General features: G+C 74.3%; 17 protein-coding genes. 6 read left to right on the top strand and 11 right to left on the bottom strand.

Features of this window, described 5'->3' with window-relative positions; all coding sequences use genetic code 11:
• Positions 1-19 precede the first annotated feature (19 nt).
• Positions 20-493 (bottom strand): ATP-binding protein, encoded by a 474-nt coding sequence (locus PS467_RS24345; protein ID WP_311037005.1) that lies wholly within the window; start codon positions 491-493, stop codon positions 20-22.
• Positions 494-651: 158 nt separating this feature from the next.
• Here PS467_RS24345 and PS467_RS24340 point away from each other — a divergent pair, with 158 nt between their 5' ends.
• The 3 genes from PS467_RS24340 to PS467_RS24330 all read left to right on the top strand — a co-directional run bounded on the left by PS467_RS24340 (position 652) and on the right by PS467_RS24330 (position 2,200).
• A complete protein-coding gene (locus PS467_RS24340) occupies positions 652-1,503 on the top strand; it encodes a helix-turn-helix domain-containing protein (protein WP_268973785.1) in 852 nt (283 codons plus the stop codon).
• Positions 1,504-1,514: 11 nt separating this feature from the next.
• Positions 1,515-1,727, top strand: a complete 213-nt coding sequence (locus tag PS467_RS24335; RefSeq protein WP_268973784.1) for a DUF397 domain-containing protein — start codon at positions 1,515-1,517, stop codon at positions 1,725-1,727.
• A gap of 155 nt (positions 1,728-1,882) precedes the next feature.
• The gene (locus PS467_RS24330) at positions 1,883-2,200 is read left to right on the top strand and encodes a hypothetical protein (RefSeq protein ID WP_268973783.1); all 318 of its coding nucleotides are present in this window, start codon (positions 1,883-1,885) and stop codon (positions 2,198-2,200) included.
• Here the strand turns inward: PS467_RS24330 and PS467_RS24325 are convergent.
• Together PS467_RS24325 and PS467_RS24320 are read right to left on the bottom strand one after the other, a co-directional pair.
• Complete coding sequence (locus PS467_RS24325) at positions 2,173-2,913, bottom strand: hypothetical protein (protein ID WP_311037004.1); 741 nt, start codon at positions 2,911-2,913, stop codon at positions 2,173-2,175. The two genes, PS467_RS24330 and PS467_RS24325, sit on opposite strands and share 28 nt — an antisense overlap.
• A gap of 231 nt (positions 2,914-3,144) precedes the next feature.
• A complete protein-coding gene (locus PS467_RS24320; protein WP_311037003.1) occupies positions 3,145-4,038 on the bottom strand; it encodes an alpha/beta fold hydrolase in 894 nt (297 codons plus the stop codon).
• 98 nt (positions 4,039-4,136) lie between these two features.
• Between PS467_RS24320 and PS467_RS24315 the strand changes: the two genes are divergently transcribed.
• A complete protein-coding gene (locus PS467_RS24315; RefSeq protein WP_311037002.1) occupies positions 4,137-6,719 on the top strand; it encodes an AfsR/SARP family transcriptional regulator in 2,583 nt (860 codons plus the stop codon).
• A gap of 872 nt (positions 6,720-7,591) precedes the next feature.
• On the opposite strand, the gene PS467_RS24310 is transcribed toward PS467_RS24315, so the two are convergent.
• Genes PS467_RS24310 through tsaB form a run of 4 tightly spaced genes read right to left on the bottom strand, consistent with a single transcriptional unit; the run spans position 7,592 to position 10,200 of the window.
• Positions 7,592-7,858 (bottom strand): hypothetical protein, encoded by a 267-nt coding sequence (locus PS467_RS24310; RefSeq protein WP_268973779.1) that lies wholly within the window; start codon positions 7,856-7,858, stop codon positions 7,592-7,594.
• Positions 7,855-8,955 (bottom strand): tRNA (adenosine(37)-N6)-threonylcarbamoyltransferase complex transferase subunit TsaD, encoded by a 1,101-nt coding sequence (tsaD, locus tag PS467_RS24305; RefSeq protein ID WP_268973778.1) that lies wholly within the window; start codon positions 8,953-8,955, stop codon positions 7,855-7,857. Before tsaD ends, PS467_RS24310 begins: the two co-directional genes overlap by 4 nt.
• Positions 8,948-9,526: a ribosomal protein S18-alanine N-acetyltransferase gene (gene rimI, locus PS467_RS24300; RefSeq protein ID WP_311039943.1), complete on the bottom strand. Its 579-nt coding sequence runs from the start codon at positions 9,524-9,526 to the stop codon at positions 8,948-8,950. Before rimI ends, tsaD begins: the two co-directional genes overlap by 8 nt.
• A gap of 5 nt (positions 9,527-9,531) precedes the next feature.
• Positions 9,532-10,200 (bottom strand): tRNA (adenosine(37)-N6)-threonylcarbamoyltransferase complex dimerization subunit type 1 TsaB, encoded by a 669-nt coding sequence (gene tsaB / locus PS467_RS24295; protein WP_311037001.1) that lies wholly within the window; start codon positions 10,198-10,200, stop codon positions 9,532-9,534.
• Positions 10,201-10,414: 214 nt separating this feature from the next.
• Here tsaB and PS467_RS24290 point away from each other — a divergent pair, with 214 nt between their 5' ends.
• The gene (locus PS467_RS24290) at positions 10,415-10,954 is read left to right on the top strand and encodes a hypothetical protein (RefSeq protein WP_311037000.1); all 540 of its coding nucleotides are present in this window, start codon (positions 10,415-10,417) and stop codon (positions 10,952-10,954) included.
• Between the two features lie 94 nt (positions 10,955-11,048).
• Here PS467_RS24290 and PS467_RS24285 read toward each other — a convergent pair whose 3' ends face one another.
• The 4 genes from PS467_RS24285 to alr all read right to left on the bottom strand — a co-directional run bounded on the left by PS467_RS24285 (position 11,049) and on the right by alr (position 14,587).
• On the bottom strand, positions 11,049-11,273 hold the full coding sequence (locus PS467_RS24285) for a hypothetical protein (RefSeq protein ID WP_311036999.1): 225 nt from the start codon (positions 11,271-11,273) through the stop codon (positions 11,049-11,051).
• Between the two features lie 234 nt (positions 11,274-11,507).
• Positions 11,508-12,026: a tRNA (adenosine(37)-N6)-threonylcarbamoyltransferase complex ATPase subunit type 1 TsaE gene (gene tsaE, locus PS467_RS24280; RefSeq protein ID WP_268973774.1), complete on the bottom strand. Its 519-nt coding sequence runs from the start codon at positions 12,024-12,026 to the stop codon at positions 11,508-11,510.
• A 180-nt stretch (positions 12,027-12,206) separates the two neighbouring features.
• On the bottom strand, positions 12,207-13,430 hold the full coding sequence (locus PS467_RS24275; RefSeq protein ID WP_268973773.1) for an alpha/beta fold hydrolase: 1,224 nt from the start codon (positions 13,428-13,430) through the stop codon (positions 12,207-12,209).
• 2 nt (positions 13,431-13,432) lie between these two features.
• Positions 13,433-14,587 carry an alanine racemase gene (gene alr, locus PS467_RS24270; protein ID WP_268973772.1) on the bottom strand — a complete coding sequence of 385 codons (1,155 nt, stop codon included), beginning with the start codon at positions 14,585-14,587 and terminating at the stop codon, positions 13,433-13,435.
• 346 nt (positions 14,588-14,933) lie between these two features.
• Between alr and PS467_RS24265 the strand changes: the two genes are divergently transcribed.
• Positions 14,934-16,457, top strand: coding sequence for an NAD(P)H-hydrate dehydratase (locus PS467_RS24265; RefSeq protein ID WP_311036998.1), 1,524 nt, complete (start codon positions 14,934-14,936; stop codon positions 16,455-16,457).
• The last annotated feature ends 669 nt before the right edge of the window (positions 16,458-17,126 follow it).

The following is a 17,126-nucleotide window of genomic DNA, read 5'->3' as shown; positions in this document are numbered from 1 at the left end:
GGTGTCCACCCGCTTGCCTTCAAGGCCGGCCCTCGTCCTCCTCCGTGCCCACGAGCTCGAACCAGACCCCCTTGGCATACGTCCCGCCCGCGTCCCCCTCCGCCGTACCCCACCCGTCGACCAGGGCCGCCACCAGTCCGAGGCCGCGGCCGTAGAGGCGGTCGCCCACGGGGAGGCGGGCGACGGTGGGGAGCTCGGCGGAGGCGTCGTAGACCAGGACGCGGAAGCGGGGGGACTCGATCACCACCCGGAGCATCACGGAGTCGCCCTCGGCGTGCAGAAAGGCGTTGGTGGCCAGCTCCGAGGTGCACAGCGTCGCCACCTCGACCAGTTCCTCCTGGCCCACGGAGTTCAGGACGCAGGCGACGAAGTCCCGGCAGACCTTGGCGGAGGTCGCCTGCCGGCTGCTCTGGAGGGTGTAGACGTACGGGTCCTTGGGGGGAACGGGCGGGCGCGGTGGGGGACGGTCGTCGGACTCGTGATCGGAATCCATGGGGCAACTCCCTGCAAAGGGGCCGACAGCGCGCGTACCGTTACGGCGATCAACGCGCTGTAGCGGCAACGGCACCCACGGTAGGGCAGCGGTGCAAACAACTGCTACGGTCCCGTTGAATTTCCTCGACGATTACTCCTTGAGGGTTACGGAGGGCCATGCCACCCAGAAGCGTCCCGACCGCGCGTCAAGTCCGGCTCGGAACAGAATTGAGGAGGATGCGCGAGGACGCGGGCCTCAGCATCCAGGAGGCCGCCGACCGGCTGGGCATCAACCGCACCCACATCACCAACCTGGAGCTCGCCCGCTTCGGGGTGAGCGAGGAGCGGGTCCGCGCGCTCGCCGCCATCTACGCCTGCCCGGACACCGCGTACGTCGACGCGCTCGCCGCCATGGCCCGGGAGCGCAAGGGCGGCTGGTGGGAGGAGTACCGGGGCCATATCGCCACCGGCGGGCTCGACCTCGCCGAGTTGGAGTACTACGCCACGAGCCTGCGCGTGCTGGAAATCATGCATATGCCCGGCCTGTTGCAGACGGAGGAGTACGCGCGGGCGGTGCTCGGCTCCACCGTTCCGCAGTGGTCCGCCACCGATCTGCGGCGCAGACTCTCCCACCGCATGAAGCGCCGCGACATCCTGGACCGGGACGATCCGCCGCCGTGCACCTTCGTCATCCACGAGGCGGCGCTGCGCATGCGGTTCGGAACGCGGCGCGTCCTGCGCGCCCAGCTGGACAGCCTGCTGGAGTCCTCCGAGCGGAAGAACGTCACCGTGCGGGTGCTGACCTTCGAGGCCGGAGGGTTCCACGTGCCCGGACTCTCGGTCACCTACGCCCTGGGCGCGGTGCCCCAGCTGGACACCGCGCAACTCGACGCCGCGCACGGCCCGGTCTTCCTGGACGCGCAGTCCCAGCTCGCCAACCATCGTGGCGTGCTGGACCGCACGACCGAGGCGGCCCTCTCGGTGGAGGAGTCACGTGATTTCATTCGTGACGCCGCACAGCAGACATAGAGGGCGTGGAGATGACCGAGCTCAACTGGCAGAAATCTTCGTATTCCAGCGCGGGGGACGGCAACTCCTGCATAGAACTCGCCTCCTTGGGCGCGGCCGTGGCCCTCCGCGAGAGCGACGACCCCCGCACCGTCGTGACCACGACCCCCACGAAGCTGAGAGCCCTGCTCCGTTCCATCAAGGCGGGCGAATTCGACCACCTCGCGGCGGTACCGGAGCGGTAAGCCCCCGCCGGTCCCGCGGACGCTCAGCGCGACGGCCCACCACGCCGGGCCGTTCGGCCGAGCGGAAACTCCGGGTGGCTCTCCACACCGGCCCCGGTCATGGCACGATCATCCCGCTAATGGGCCGATCGGAGGGTGGCAGGGACGGATGGGACATGAGTAAAGACAAACTGTCCGTATCGGATCAGGAGCTGTCGGATCTCATCAAAGACCTTGAGGGGATGCTCAGTTATCTCGAGGAGCAGATCGAGCGTCTCGGCCACCTGAGGCAGTCGGTCGACCCCGACGACCACAAGGGGCCCGCCGCCGCCGCGTACAAGAAGCTGGAGCGCGACGCCTACACGGACGCCGTACGGGTCAGGCAGCTGCTGACCCGCATCGAGGAGGCGGCCAAGCAGCGCGGGGAGAGCCCGAGTGAGCGGTACGAGGAGCTGCGGAGCCGCTTTCAGTCACTACAGAAGTCGTCGTCGTAGCCGGGGTCCGGGCCGCCGGGATCCGGGCGACCTGCACCCGGGTCCTGTGTGTCCGGGCCGTCGGTGTCCGGACCGCCGGTCCCGGGGCCGCCGGTCCCGGGGGCGCCGGTCTCGGGGGCGAGTTCGCGGCTGACGAGGCGGTAGTAGTCGATCGCCTTGGCCATGCCGAGCGCTCCGGCCGCCGCGAAGACGATGCCGATTCCGGCGACGGTGCCGAAGCTCTCCGTATCGATGTCCGAGAAGACGGCGGACCCGCCCAGCACCAGCCCCAGACAGGCCAGCACGATGGACGGGCCCAGCCAGAGGAGCGCACCGCCGGAGACGCGCCAGTGCGGCAGGGTCCGGGGATCGCGCTCCAGCTCCGCCCAGTCACGCAGGCACGCGCCCACGAAGACGTCGCGCCGGATGCCCGATATCACCCCGAGGCTGGAGGGGACCGTGGCGCCCAGGGCGAGGCCCAGGAAGATGACGCCCAGGATGTGCTCGATGATCTCGCCCTGGACCAGGAACTGGAACCCCGACACCGCGAGGGTCCAGCCCAGCGCGAAGACGAGCGTGGACAGCCACAACAGCAGCGCCCGGTGCGGCGCCAGGTACCACCGCGCCAGCGCCCCCATCGCCCGCGCCCGCTCGTCGAGCAGCCCGGCGCGGTCGTTCCACGGCCGCTCGTCCGGGGCGGGCGGCGGTGACGGAAGCTCGTTGGGCGACGTCATGACGTCCTTCCTCATGCGGCACTCATGGCGCTCATGGCGCTCATGGCGCTCATGGCGCGGCGATATGCGACCGACGCAGTCTCTCAGCTCCCGGACACGGCCGCCGACAGCTGATCGCTGCCCACCGAGCGGACCCGGCCACCGCAGGCGAGGCGTGCGATGACGGGGCTGTGGCCGATGCTTCGGCCACAGCCCCGTCATCGAGCGCGGACCGGCCCTCCGCCTCCGCTACTAACGGGCGAGGAGCTCCCGCAGCGCCTTGGCGACCTCGGCGGGCGCCTCCTCGGCCATGAAGTGGCCGTAGCCGACGGTGGAGTGCTCCAGGTCGGCGGCCCAGGCGCGCCACAGCTCCGCCGCGTCATAGCCGAGGGCGGCGCCCCAGTCCTGCTGGAGCACGGTGACCGGCATCGTCAGCCGACGGCCCGCGGCCAGGTCGGCCCGGTCGTGGTCGACGTCGACACCGGCCGAGGCGCGGTAGTCGGCCACGATCGACGACACCGCGGCCCGGCAGGCGTCCAGGTAGGCGGTGCGGATCTCGGCGGGGATGGCCTCCGGGTCGCCCGCCCACAGGTCGAGGAAGTGGCCGAAGAAGTCGTCCGGGCAGGCGGCGATCATCCGCTCGGGCAGCCCCGGGGGCTGGGCCATCAGGAAGAGGTGGAAGCCGACGGCGGCGGTGGTACCGCGCATCACGTCCCACATGTCGAGGGTCGGCAGCACATCCAGGCAGGCCAGATGGGTGATCGCCGCGGGGTGGTCGAGGCCGGCCCGGAAGGCGACCAGGGCGCCGCGGTCATGGCCGGCCAGGGCGAAGCGGTCATGGCCGAGGGCACGGGCCAGGGCAACGACGTCGGCGGCCATGGTGCGCTTGGCGTAGGTGGTGTCGTCGGCGGCCGGTTCGTCGCCGGCGGCCGGTTTGTCGCTGGCGCCGTAGCCGCGCAGATCGGGGCAGATCACGGTGTGGTCGGCCGCGAGGTCGGCGGCGACGTGCCGCCACATCAGGTGGGTCTGCGGGAACCCGTGCAACAGCACGACGGGGCTGCCCGAGCCCGCGACGGCCGCGTTCAGGGACACGCCGTCGGCGACGGGGACGCGCCGGTAGTCGAAGCCGGGGATGACAGGGGCCATGATCGCGCCTTTCGAGAAGGTGGATGGAGTGATGAGGTAGGTACCGGTCAGCCTGCCGGGCGCGAATGAGCATCCGATCAGCGCGCTACCGTGGCCCCATGCGGGTCTGGTTCGGGGTGCTGGGGCCGGTGGTGGCCTGGGACGCCGACGGGCGCGCCATCGCGCTCAAGGGGCCACGGCACCGCGCGGTGCTGGCCCGGCTGATCGTCGCCCGCCGCCGCGTCGTACCCGTCTCACGGCTGGTCGAGGACCTGTGGACGGAACCGCCGCCGGGGGCGGTGGGCGCGGTGCGTACGTTCGTGGCCGCGCTGCGCCGCGCCCTGGAGCCCCGGCGTCCGCCCCGGACCCCGGCCCGGCTGCTGGTCACCGACGGGCCCGGGTACGCGCTGCGGGCCGACCCGGACGCGGTGGACGCCTGGCGCTTCGAACAGGACGTGGCCGCCGCCGCGACCCTGCCGCCGGACGACGCGGCGGCGCGGCTGGAGCAGGCGCTGGGCCGGTGGCGCGGGCCCGCGTACGCGGACTTCACCGACGAGGGCTGGGCCCGGGGCGAGCGCTCCCGGCTGGCGGAGCTACGGCTGCACGCCGTCGAACGGCAGGCCGAGGCCCGGCTGGCGCTGGACCGGGCCGCCGAGGCGGTGCCGGACCTGGAGGCCCATCTGGCCGAGCACCCCTGGCGCGAGGGCGCCTGGCGGACGCTGGCGCTCGCGCTGTACCGCACCGGCCGCCAGGGCGACGCGCTGGCGGTGCTGCGCCGGGCGCGCACGCTGCTGGTCGAACAGCTGGGCGTGGATCCCGGCCCGGAACTGCGCCGACTGGAGACGGACATCCTCGGCCAGGCCCCTCACCTCGCCCCCGCCACGGCGCCGGGCGGGGCGGGGGGCGCGGCGGCGGCCCGGGTGTGGGCCGAAGCGGCCGCCGCCTACGACCGCACCGTGGCCACGGGCGCGCGGGCCCGGCTGGAGTCCACGGCCGGCCTGCTCCGCGACCTCTCGATGACCGGGGGCGACGGACTGCGAACAGCCCGGCAGCAGCGCGTGGCGGCCGTCGCGGCGGCGGAGGAACTGGGCGACCCCGAACTGACCGCCCGCGTGATCGGCACCTACGACGTCCCGGCGATCTGGACCCGCCTGGACGACCCGGAGCAGGCAGCCCACATCGTGGCAGCGGCCGAACGCACCCTGGCCACGCTCGCGCCCACCCCCGGACGGCCCGGACGGCCCGGCCACGAAGCCTTCGGCCGCGAAACCCCGCACGCCGAGCACCCCGCCCACGAAGCAACCGGCCATCATGGGTCCGGCCACGGCCGGTCCTACCATGAGCTGCCCAGCCACGAGACGCCCAGCCACGAAGCAACCGGGCACGAGCCGCCCAGCCACCGGACCCCCAGCCACGAAGCAACCGGCCATCATGGGTCCGGCCACGGCCGGTCCCACCATGAGCTGCCCAGCCACGAGACGCCCAGCCACGAAGCAACCGGGCACGAGCCGCCCAGCCACCGGACCCCCAGCCACGAAGCAACCGGCCATCATGGGTCCGGCCACGGCCGGTCCCACCATGAGCTGCCCAGCCACGAGACGCCCAGCCACGAAGCAACCGGGCACGCGGCAACCCGGCGCGAGACAACCGGGCACGAGCCGCCCAGCCACCGGCCCCCCGGCCACGAGGCCGCCGGCCGCGAAACCCCCGCCCCCGAGGGAACCGGCCACTGGGGGCCCGGCCGGGAGCTGAGCGATCACGAGACGCCCGGCCGCGAAGCGCCCAAGCACGGGACACCCGCACACGACGCCGTCGCCCGCGAGGGCACGCGGCACGACGCGGTCCGGGCTCGGTTGTTGGCCACGGTCGCCGTGGAGTCGCGGGGCAGCCGGGGGCGGCGGGGGGCTCAGGCGGCTCGGGAGGCCGAGGAGATCGCCCGTCGGCTGGACGATCCCGCGCTGCTGGCGTTCGCCCTCAACGGCGTCTTCATGCAGTCCTTCGACCGCGCGGGACTGGCGCCGCGCCGGGACGCGATCGGGGCCGAGCTGATCGCCCTGTCGGCGCGGCACGGTCTGGTCGCCTTCGAGGTGCTCGGCCATCTCATCCGGCTCCAGGCCCGTAGCGCGCTCGCGGACTTCGCGTCGGCCGACCGGCACGCGGCCGCCGCCGACCGTCTGGGCGAGCGCCATGAGCGGCCGTTGGTGGGGGTCTTCACCCAGTGGTACCGGGCGCTGCGGCTGGCCGCGACAGGGGGGCGGGCGGCCGAGGTCGAGGCCGCCTACCGGGACGCGGCCGCGCGGCTGGACGGCGCCGGGATGCCCGGCCTGGAGCGCGGTCTGCTACCGCTCGCGCTGCTCTGTCTGCGCGTGGAGCAGGGGCGGCCCGCGCCGACCGACGCGGACCTCGACTGGGGGCCGTACGCGCCCTGGGCCCGCCCGCTGGTGCTGCTGGCCCAAGGCCGTCACGCCGAGGCCGCGACGGCGCTGCGCGCGGTCCCCGACCCGCCCCGCGACCTGCTGCTGGAGGCCCTGTGGTGCCTCACCGGCCGGGCGGCCATCGCCGTCGGCGACCGGGAGACGATGGCGCGCGCCCGCACCGCGCTGGCCCCGGCGGCAGCGGAACTGGCCGGGGCAGGCAGCGGACTACTCACCCTGGGCCCGGTCTCCCGACACCTCACCGACCTCACCAACGCCCTCCACTGACGACAGAACGCCGTGCACCGGACACCGGGCACCGGGCACCGGGCACCGGGCACCGGGCACCGGGCAAGCGAACGCCAAGCGGGCGAACGTCGGACACGGGCGCCGACCCGACGGGCGCCAGACGGACGGGCGCCGGACAGGCGGGCACCGACCGGACGGGCGCCGACCGGCGGACGGCGGACGGGCGAACGCCGACCGGGCGACGTCGGACGGACGGACACCGACCCGACGGGCACCAGACGGACAGGCGCCGACCAGTGGCACCAGACGGGCAGGCGCCGACCAGGCGGACACCGACCCGACGGGCGCCAGACAGGCGAACGCCAGGCGGGCAAACGCCGACCGGGCGACGTCGGACGGACGGGCACCAGACGGGCAGGCGCCGACCAGGCGGACGCCAATCGGACGGGCGCCGGACGGCGGACGAGCGAACGCCAGACGGACGAGCGCCAGACGGCGGACGGCGGACAGGCGGACACCGACCCGACGGGCACCAGACAGGCGAACGCCAGGCGGGCGAACGCCGACCGGGCGACGTCGGACGGACGGACACCGACCCGACGGGCACCAAACGGACAGGCGCCGACCAGGCGGACGCCAACCGGACGGGCGGCGGACGGACGGACGCCGGGCGGGCGAACGCCAGACAGCGGACGCCGACCGGGCGGACACCGACCCGACGGCGCCGACCGGCGGACGGCGGACGGGCGAACGCCAGACGGACGGGCGCCAGACGGCGGGCGGCGGACAGGCGGACGGCGGACAGGCAGGCGCCAGACGCTGGACCGCGGACGGGCGGACGGCAGACGGGCGGGCGCCGACGTTCGGCTTCCGGCTGGCGTCGGCCTGGCGAACCGGCAGGGTCTGGTGGCTCAGACCTGCTCGTCCGCGACCGCCTCGAAGCGCCATCGGTGCACCGCACGCCGCACCAGGTCATCCCCCGGCTCGGGGAGTTCCGGCAGCCCCTGCGTGTCGTACGTCCCCTCCCACCAGGTGATGACGAGCACGCGGTCCTCGGGCGCGCGGAAGGTCTCACGGCGCAGCGGGGCCGGGTCGAGGGGCTGGCGGGTGGCCCAGGCCAGCAGTTCCTCGCCCTTCCCCGCCACCGCTCGGGCTTCCCACATCATCGCGACGGTCATGCGTACAGGTTCTTCCGGCTCAGCTCGTGCACATGGTCGTGGGTGTGCCCGGCGGGCGCCGGGACGTGCGGATCGGTCACCGGAAGCGAGGAGTCGGCCGACAGGTCCCAGGCCGAGGCGGACCGCCCCCGCGCCACCATCTCCGCGCCGAGCGCCGCGACCATCGCCCCGTTGTCCGTGCACAGCTTCGGCCGCGGCACCCGCAGCGTGATGCCCGCGTCCTCGCAGCGGCGCTCGGCCATGGCCCGCAGCCGGGAGTTGGCGGCGACGCCACCGCCGATCATCAGATGCTCCACGCCCTCGTCCTTGCAGGCGCGGACGGCCTTGCGGGTCAGCACGTCCACGACCGCCTCCTGGAAGGAGGCCGAGACATCGGCGACCGGGACCTCCTCGCCCGCCGCCCGCTTCGCCTCGATCCAGCGGGCGACGGCGGTCTTCAGCCCCGAGAAGGAGAAGTCGTAGGCGGCGTCGCGCGGACCGGTCAGCCCGCGCGGGAAGGCGATCGCGTCCGGGTCGCCCTCACGGGCGATGCGGTCGATGACGGGGCCGCCGGGGAACCCCAGGTTCAGCACCCGGGCGATCTTGTCGAACGCCTCGCCCGCCGCGTCGTCGATCGTCGAGCCGAGCGGGCGGACGTCGGCCGTGATGTCGGGCGCGAGGAGCAGCGAGGAGTGGCCGCCGCTCACCAGCAGCGCCATCGTCGGCTCCGGCAGCGGACCGTGTTCCAGCTGGTCGACGCAGATGTGGGAGGCGAGGTGGTTGACGCCGTAGAGCGGCTTGCCGAGGGCGTAGGCGTACGCCTTGGCGGCCGAGACGCCGACCAGCAGCGCTCCCGCGAGCCCGGGGCCCGCGGTGACGGCGATGCCGTCGAGGTCGGAGGCGGCCACCCCGGCCTCCTTCAGGGCGCGCTGGATGGTGGGGACCATCGCCTCCAGATGGGCGCGGCTGGCGACCTCGGGGACGACGCCGCCGAAGCGCGCGTGCTCGTCGACGCTGGAGGCGACGGCGTCGGCGAGCAGGGTGTGGCCGCGGACGATGCCGACGCCGGTCTCGTCGCAGGAGGTCTCGATGCCGAGGACGAGGGGTTCGTCAGCCATGGGTCTCGGTTCCTTGTACTGGGTTCGCGGTGGACGCGGGGTTCGCGGTGGACGCGCCGGCCTCGGTGGTCACGGGGTTCGCGGCAGTGGCCGCAGTAGCGGTGCTGCTCGCCGGGTCGGACAGCCGCATGACCAGGGCGTCCACATTGCCCGGCTGGTAGTACCCCCTGCGTATGCCGATGGGCTCGAAGCCGAAGCGCTCGTACAGCCGCTGGGCGCGGGCGTTGTCGACCCGCACCTCGAGCAGCACCTCACGGCATTCGAAGGCGGTGGCGGCCGTCAGGAGGTCGGTGAGGAGGCGGGCGCCGAGGCCGGTGCCCCAGTGGTCGCGGGCGGCGGCGATGGTCTGGACGTCGCCGGTGCGGTCGAAGACGGCGAGCCCGGCATACCCGACCAGCCGCGACCCGCTCTCCGCCACCACATAGTGACGGGTGGCGTCCCGGCCCCGGGCGTGGGCGAGCTCGGACCAGAACATCCCCCGCGACCAGGCGTCCTCGGGGAACAGCTCCTCCTCGAGCGCCATCACCCGGTCCAGATCCCACCAGCGCATCTCGCGCAGCGTCACGGTCATGCCGGTCACTTCCGGGTGACCACCTTGTAGTTCGCGGGCACCTTCGCGTCGGGGCGGCGCAGATACAGGGGCCGGGGCGGCGGCAGTTCCTCACCCCGGGCCAGCTTCTCGGCGGCGAGCGAGGCGAGCGCCCCGGCCGACTGGTACTCCGGCATCCCGGGCGGTACGGCGGCGAACGCGGCCGGGTAGAGCAGCGCGCCCGCGCCGACCGCGGGCAGCCCGGCGATCCGCTCGGCGAGATCGGCGGGGTGGTCGACGGCGGGCTCGGTGGCACGGGTGCGGGCGTCGTCGTAGCGCGCCCAGTAGACCTCCTTGCGCCGCGCGTCCGTGGCCACCACGAAGGGGCCCGCCAGACCGGCCTGCCCGGCGGCGTAGGCGATCCCGTCCAGGGTGCACAGCCCGTGGACCGGGACGCCGAGGGCCGCCCCGAAGGTGGCCGCGGTCACCAGGCCCACGCGCAGCCCGGTGTACGGGCCGGGACCCGCCCCGACGACGATCTCCGTCACCTCGCCCAGCTCGGTGCCCGCCTCTTTCAGCGTCCGGTGGACGGCGGGCAGCAACAGCTCGCCGTGGCGCCGGGCGTCCACGTCGGAGGACTCGGCGAGCACTGCGGAGCCGTCGTGCAGGGCGACGGTCACGGCGGGGGTGGCGGTATCAAGAGCGAGCAACAGCACGAGGACAGCCTACGGCGCGCCGGGAGGTCGTTCTTTCGTGCCGGGAGATCGTTCTTTCGTACCGACGGTGGAACAGCTCGGCCGCCGGGTGGCCGGAGCGCGGCGAGGCGGTGGGCGCCGGTGCTACCGTCGCCGTAAGTGTGTACGGACCGTCAGGGCGTACTGACCGCAGGAGAGGGTTGCCGCCGTGCCAAGGAGCAGTACCGGACCAGCCGTGGCCGTACTCACCGCCGCCGCGCTGGGCGTCGTCGGCTTCCTCGGCTACCAGGCCGCCGCGACCGCGCCCGACCATCCGACCCTGGCCCGGCCCGGGTCGCACTTCTCCCAGTCCAAGGAGAAGGGCAAGGACAAGGCGGGGTCGAAGCAGAAGTCCACCGCCCTCCCGGCCGGCTCCGGCACGGGCGAGCGGGTCGTCTACGCGCTGCACGACAAGCGGGTCTGGCTGGTCGGCGCCGACGGCAAGGCCACCCGCACCTTCGAGGTGGGCCCCAGCCCGGCCAGCCCCGACCCGGGGACCTATGCGGTGACGTCGCGCAACAAGGGCGGGATCGGCTCGGACGGAGTGCAGGTCGAGCACGTCGTCGTCTTCCACACGGAAGGGGGAGTCGTGTTCGGTTTCAGCGCGGCGGTGGACGGGTCGATGCCGGACCCGAACGCGCGCAAGCGGACCGGGGCCGTCCGGGAGAGCCGGGCGGACGGTGCGGCGATGTGGGAGTTCGCCCAGGTGAGCACGAAGGTCGTCGTCATCGCCTAGTGGGCTGACGCGCCCCGGTGGATTGACGGACACGCTCCAGCGAGCCGCCGCGCCCTTGTGGGTCGACGTGCCTGAGTAGGCCGCCGTGGCTTGGTTACGCCGCGTCGCGCCGCTTCTCGTCGTCCGTCTCGGGGTCGGCGGACGCGGAAGTCTCCTCGGACACGGACGTCTCCTCCGTCTCCTGCGTCTCCTCGTCGGCCGGCCGCGGGGGCGTCGAGACCGCGCTCGCCGCCGCACACGCCGCCAGGAGCTCCGACATCGACGGTGACCGGTCCTCGCGCGCGCCGGCGGTCCCGGCCACGGGGTCATGGGCCGACATGGATGCCTCCTGAGGGTCCTGGGGCAGTCGAGCGGAGTTAGGCAGACCTAACCACGCTTTCTCCCACCATGTGACCACGGGCGATGCCCGGAGTGCAACATCATGCCGACGGCTTGTCGGAAACTGTCGGAAACTACTCGGCATCTGCACGGGAGCTCTACCGACGGCGCCGCCCCGCGCGGCGCCACCCCGCGGCTCCAGCCCTGCCGCGCTACCGCGCTCCCCGGTACCGCGCTACCCGGCGAGCGACGCCAGGTCCTCCCCGGCCCAGCGCGGGCCCACCCCCGTCACCACCACATCCCGTACGTCGTCCACGTCGGCGGCCATCGTGTCCGTGACCGCCGGGTCGCTGCCCACCGTCCGCTGGATCACCACATGCAGCCGGTCCTCCGACAGCCCCTCGACCTTCCCCTCGCCCCACTCCACGGCCACCACCGAATCCGGCAAGGAGACATCGAGGTCCAGGTCCTCCATCTCATCGAGGCCGCCGTTCAGCCGGTAGGCGTCGACGTGGACCAGCGGCGGGCCGTCGCCCAGCGAGGGGTGCACCCGGGCGATCACGAAGGTGGGTGAGGTGACGGCGCCACGGACCCCGAGGCCCTCGCCCAGGCCCCGCGTCAGGGTCGTCTTGCCCGCGCCGAGTTCACCGGTGAGCAGCACCAGGTCGCCGGGGCGCAGCAGCTTGGCGAGTCTGCGGCCCACGTCCCGCATCTGGTCGGGAGAGGTGACGGTGATGCGCGTGCCTACGTCCATAGTCGCCGATGGTACGGGGCGGAAAGCACCGGTGCGGACGGGTACGGAAGGGCACGCAAGGGGTGTGAACGGGTTGCGAACGGGCGCGGACCGGCGCGGACCGCCCCCGAGCGCCCGGCCGGGCACGCACCGCCTGGCCCCGCTCGGCGCGACCCGGCCGGCGTCGCGCGGCGCCGCACCTCAGCCCGACACGCCCCGCTTCGTCCGGTCGCCCGCCCCGTCCACGGCCCGTGTGAGCAGCTCGGTCAGATGGCCGTTGACCACCTCGGGATGCTCCAGGATCACCAGATGCCCGGCCTCCTCCAGGATCACCAGCTCCGCCCCCGGCAGCAGCTCCGCGATCGCCTCGCTGTGCTCCATCGGGGTGATCAGGTCCTTGTCGCCCGCGAGCACCAGCACCGGCAGCCCGTCGAAGCGCGGCAGCGCCGCCGCCTTGTCATGGGCGATGAACGCCGGGTAGAACTCCGCGACCACATCGATCGGTGTCGCCTCGATCAGCCGCTCGGCGAACCGCGCGACCCCCGGGTCCACGTCCTTCGAGCCGAACGAATAGCGCTTGATCAGCCCCGCGAAGAGATCGGCGGTCGCCCGCCGCCCCCGTTCGACCAGCTCGGCCTGCCAGCCCAGCGCTTTGAGCAGCCCCGGCAGCACCCGCCGCACCGCGTTCACCCCGACCACCGGGAGGCCGAAGCTGACCTCGCCCAGCCGCCCCGCCGATGTGCCGATGAAGGCCGCGCCGATCACCCGCTCGCGCACCAGCTCGGGGTACTGCGCGGCCAGCGCCATCATCGTCATGCCGCCCATGGAGTGGCCGACCAGCACCAGCGGCCCCTCGGGCGCGGCCGCGTCGATCACCGCCTTCAGATCGCGGCCGAGCTGGTCGATGCTGATCGCTTCGCCGTCCGCCTGGGCGCAGCCGCGCTGGGAGCGGCCGTGGCAGCGCTGGTCCCAGTAGACGGTGCGGGCCACCTCGCGCAGCGCGGACCGCTGGAAGTGCCAGGAGTCCTGGCCGAGGCAGTAGCCATGGCTGAAGATCATGGTGACGGGGGCGGGGGTGCGGCGCCCGAACCGCCGCTTGCGCAGCGGCGCGGGCGTGGCGGCGTTCTCCCGCACCTCTTCGACCTCGTAGTAGAGCTCGGTGCCGTCGTCGGCGATCGCCGTCCCCGGAGTGCCGCGCAGCGTGCCGTACGGGCCCTCGGCGTCCAGGGCGAGCCGCGCCTTGCGCCGTACGCCACGGCCGACCGTCAGCCGCTCGAGTGCGACGCCCGCCGCCGCGCCCGCCGCGAGCACGCCGATCGCGGCTCCCGCGAATCCGGCACCCCGGCGCCAGCTCACGGCTGTGGCCCCCGCCGCGACTCGTGTCGCCATCTCCGCCGTGCTGCCGGCCGTGCTCTCGTCGCCCATGGTCAGTTCCCTGTGCCCCCGTGCTCACCTACATAAACGCGGGGGACGCGGGCCGAGATCCGGGTGACGATCTCGTAGCCGATCGTGCCCACGGCCCGCGCCCAGTCCTCGACGGTCGGCTCGCCCCGGTCACCCGGGCCGAACAGCACCGCCTCGTCCCCCGGCCGGGCGGCGTCGCCGCCCAGGTCCACCACGAACTGGTCCATGGCGACCGTGCCCGCGACGGTCCGCCACTTGCCCGCGACCAGCACCGGTCCGGTGCCCGAGGCATGGCGCGGGATGCCGTCCCCGTAGCCGACCGGCACCAGGGCGAGGCTCGTCTCACCGGGGGTCACATAGCGGTGCCCGTAGGAGACGCCGTGCCCGCCCGGCACCTGCTTGACGGAGGCGAGCGAGGCGGAGAGCGTCATCACCGGCCGCAGCCCGAGGTCGGCGGGCGTGCCGACCTCGGGGCTCGGGGAGATGCCGTAGGTGGCGATGCCGGTCCGGACGAGGTCGAAGTGGGACTCGGGCAGGGTCAGGGTGGCCGGGGAGTTGGCCAGGTGGCGCACCTCGGGCCGCAGTCCCGCGCGTTCGGCCTGCGCCACCATCTCGCGGAAGACCGACAGCTGGACGGCGATGGACGGATGGCCCGGCTCGTCCGCGCAGGCGAAGTGGGACCACAGCCCCGTCACCCGAATGGCCCCTTCCGCCTCGGCCGCGCGGGCCTCGGCGACCAACTCGGGCCAGTCGGCGGGCTGGCAGCCATTGCGGCCGAGCCCGGTATCCGCCTTCAGCTGGAGCCGCGCGGTACGGCCGCACGCGCGGGCCGCGGCGACGGCCTCGCGCAGCGCCCACACTCCGCTGGCCGAAACGTCGATGTCCGCCTCGATGGCCTGCCGCCAGGGGCCGCCGGGCGTCCACAGCCAGCACATCAGCCGGCCCATGTCCCCCGCCGCGCGCAGCGCGAACGCCTCCTCCGGCGTGGCCGTGCCCAGCCAGCTCGCGCCCGCCTCACGGGCGGCGCGGGCGCAGCGGATCATGCCGTGGCCATAGGCGTCCGACTTGACCACGGTCATCAGCTCGGCGGTGGGCGCCGCGTCGCGCAGCGCCCTCACATTGGCCCGTAGTGCGGCCAGATCGACCACGGCACGGGCACGCATCGGTGTCTCGTCCATCTCCGTCAGTCTCTCAGGCCGGTCGTTCGGCCGGAGTATGTGCTTCCACGCGAGGAGTGACGTGCTTGCCCGCAGTACTGCGCTTCCCCGTAGCGAGTGCCCCGCTTCCCGGCGGAGAGTGCCCCGCTCCCCCACGGAAGCGCCGCGCTTCCCCGCGGAGTGCCCCGCTCCCCGGCGGAGAGTGCCCCGCTCCCCCACGGAAGCGCCGCGCTTCCCCGCGGAGTGCCCACGCCCCCGGAGTCTGCCCTCCTCCGCGAGGGGCCCCGCTCCCCCGGAGTCTGCGCATCCCCGCGAAGAGTGCCCCGCTTCCCCGCGAGGAGTGCCCGCCGTTCGGGAGACTGTGGACATGAGGATTGCCTACAGCGTCGAAACCGTACGGGCCGCCGAGCGCGAACTGATGGCGCGGCTGCCCGAAGGAGCGCTCATGCAGCGCGCGGCGGCGGGACTCGCGGCCACCTGCGCCGATCTGCTGGGCCGGGTGTACGGCTCCCGGGTGGCCCTGCTCGTCGGCAGCGGCGACAACGGAGGTGACGCGCTCTACGCGGGCGCCCGGCTGGCCCGGCGCGGCGCCGGGGTCACGGCGGTGCTGCTCAAACCCGACCGGGCCCACCGGGGCGGGCTCGCCGCCCTGCGGGCAGCCGGCGGACGCGTGGTGGCGGCCGAGGCCGACGGGACGGACGCCGGGAGGGCGGACGCCGGGAGGACGGACGCCGGCGGGGCCGAGGCCGGCGGGACCGAGGCCGGCGGGGCCGAGGCTGTCGTGGCCCGCGCCGATCTCGTCGTCGACGGGATCGTCGGCATCGGCGGCAAGGGCGGTCTGCGGCCGGAGGCGGAGCGGCTGGTCCGGGCGGTGCGCGGCATCGTCGTCGCCGTGGACCTGCCCAGCGGGATCGACGCCGACACCGGCGAGGTGCGGGGCTCCGCGGTGCACGCGAACGCCACGGTCACCTTCGGCGCGTACAAGCCGGGCCTGCTCATCGACCCGGGCCATGAGCGGGCGGGCGCCCTGCGCCTGATCGACATCGGGCTGGCGGCGCACCTGCCCGCCGACCCCGACGTGGAGGCGTTGCAGCACGAGGAGGTGGCCGCGCTGCTGCCCCGGCCCACGCCGGAGAGCGACAAGTACCGGCGGGGCGTGGTGGGCGTCGTCGCGGGCTCCGCCCGCTACCCGGGCGCGGCCGTGCTGGCGGTCTCGGGCGCGCTGCGGGGCGGTGCGGGGGCGGTGCGCTACGTCGGCCCCGCGGCCGACACGGTCATCTCGCGCTTCCCCGAGACCCTCGTCCACTCCGGGCCCCCGGCCAAGGCGGGCCGGGTCCAGTCGTGGGTCGTCGGCCCCGGCCTCGGCGACGGCGCGGCGGCCAAGCACTCCCTGGACGACGTCCTCGCCTCCGATGTCCCGGTCATGGTCGACGCCGATGGGCTGCACCTGCTGCCCACAGGGGGTGATCTGCGCAAACGCGAGGCTGCGACGGTCCTCACGCCGCATGCGGGCGAGGCGGCGGCGCTGCTCGGCGTGAGCCGCGAGGAGGTCGAGGCGGGCCGCCTGGCCGCCGTTCGCGCGCTGGCCGAGCGCTACGGCGCGACCGTACTGCTGAAGGGGTCTACCACGCTGATCGCCACCGAGGGTCGGCCGGTACGCGTCAACCCCACCGGCACCGGCTGGCTGGCCACGGCGGGCAGCGGCGACGTGCTGTCCGGGCTGATCGGCTCCCTGCTCGCCGCGGGCCTCACCGCCCGCGACGCGGCCTCGGTCGGCGCCTACCTCCACGGCCTCGCCGCCCGCCGCGTCACGGCCCCGCAGGGGGCGCCCATCGCGGCGTACGACGTGTCGACGGCGCTGACGGACACGTGGCGGGACGTGCTGGGCTGAGGGTTCCGCTGGGTGCGGGTGCGTGGTGCTTGTGCGGGTGCGTAGTGGTTGCTGGGGTGCGCCCGCTGTTCGTGGTGGGTGCCGGGGGCGGGGCCTCCGGTGCGGCGCCCTGGACCGCATATTTACGGCGCCGGTGCCCGGAGGCGTGGGGTGGGCCGGGAATTGGCGCCACAAATATGCGACAGCGTCCAGGACACCACCCCTCCGACCCCGCCCCCTCCCGTCTCGTCGGCGCCTGCCCGCCGGTGGCACAGGCCCCGGCCAGATTCCCGGTCGCCCGGGGACGGGCGCTCGGCGGGGTGGGTACCAACCCCGCCCCCTCCCGTCTCCTCGGCGCCTGCCCGCCGGTGGCACAGGCTCCGCCCAGATTCCCGGTCGCCCGGGGACGGGCGCTCGGCGGGGTGGGTACAACCCCGCCCCCCCTCCGCCGTCTCGCGGCCACCCGCCGGTGGCACAGACCCCGCCCAGATTCCCGGTCGCCCGGGGACGGACGCTCGGCGGGGTGGGTACACCCCCGCCCCCTCCCGCCGTCTCGCGGCCACCCGCCGGTGGCACAGACCCCGCCCAGATTCCCGGTCGCCCGGGGACGAGCGCTCGGCGGGGTGGGTACGACCCCGCCCTCTCCGGCCTCGTCTGCGGCTAGGGCGCTGGGCGGAAGGGTGCCCCGCC

This window comes from Streptomyces luomodiensis (genome assembly GCF_031679605.1).
Lineage (GTDB): Bacteria > Actinomycetota > Actinomycetes > Streptomycetales > Streptomycetaceae > Streptomyces > Streptomyces luomodiensis.
The sequence above is the reverse complement of the archived record's forward strand: the minus strand, read 5'-3'. Positions and strand labels throughout refer to the sequence as shown.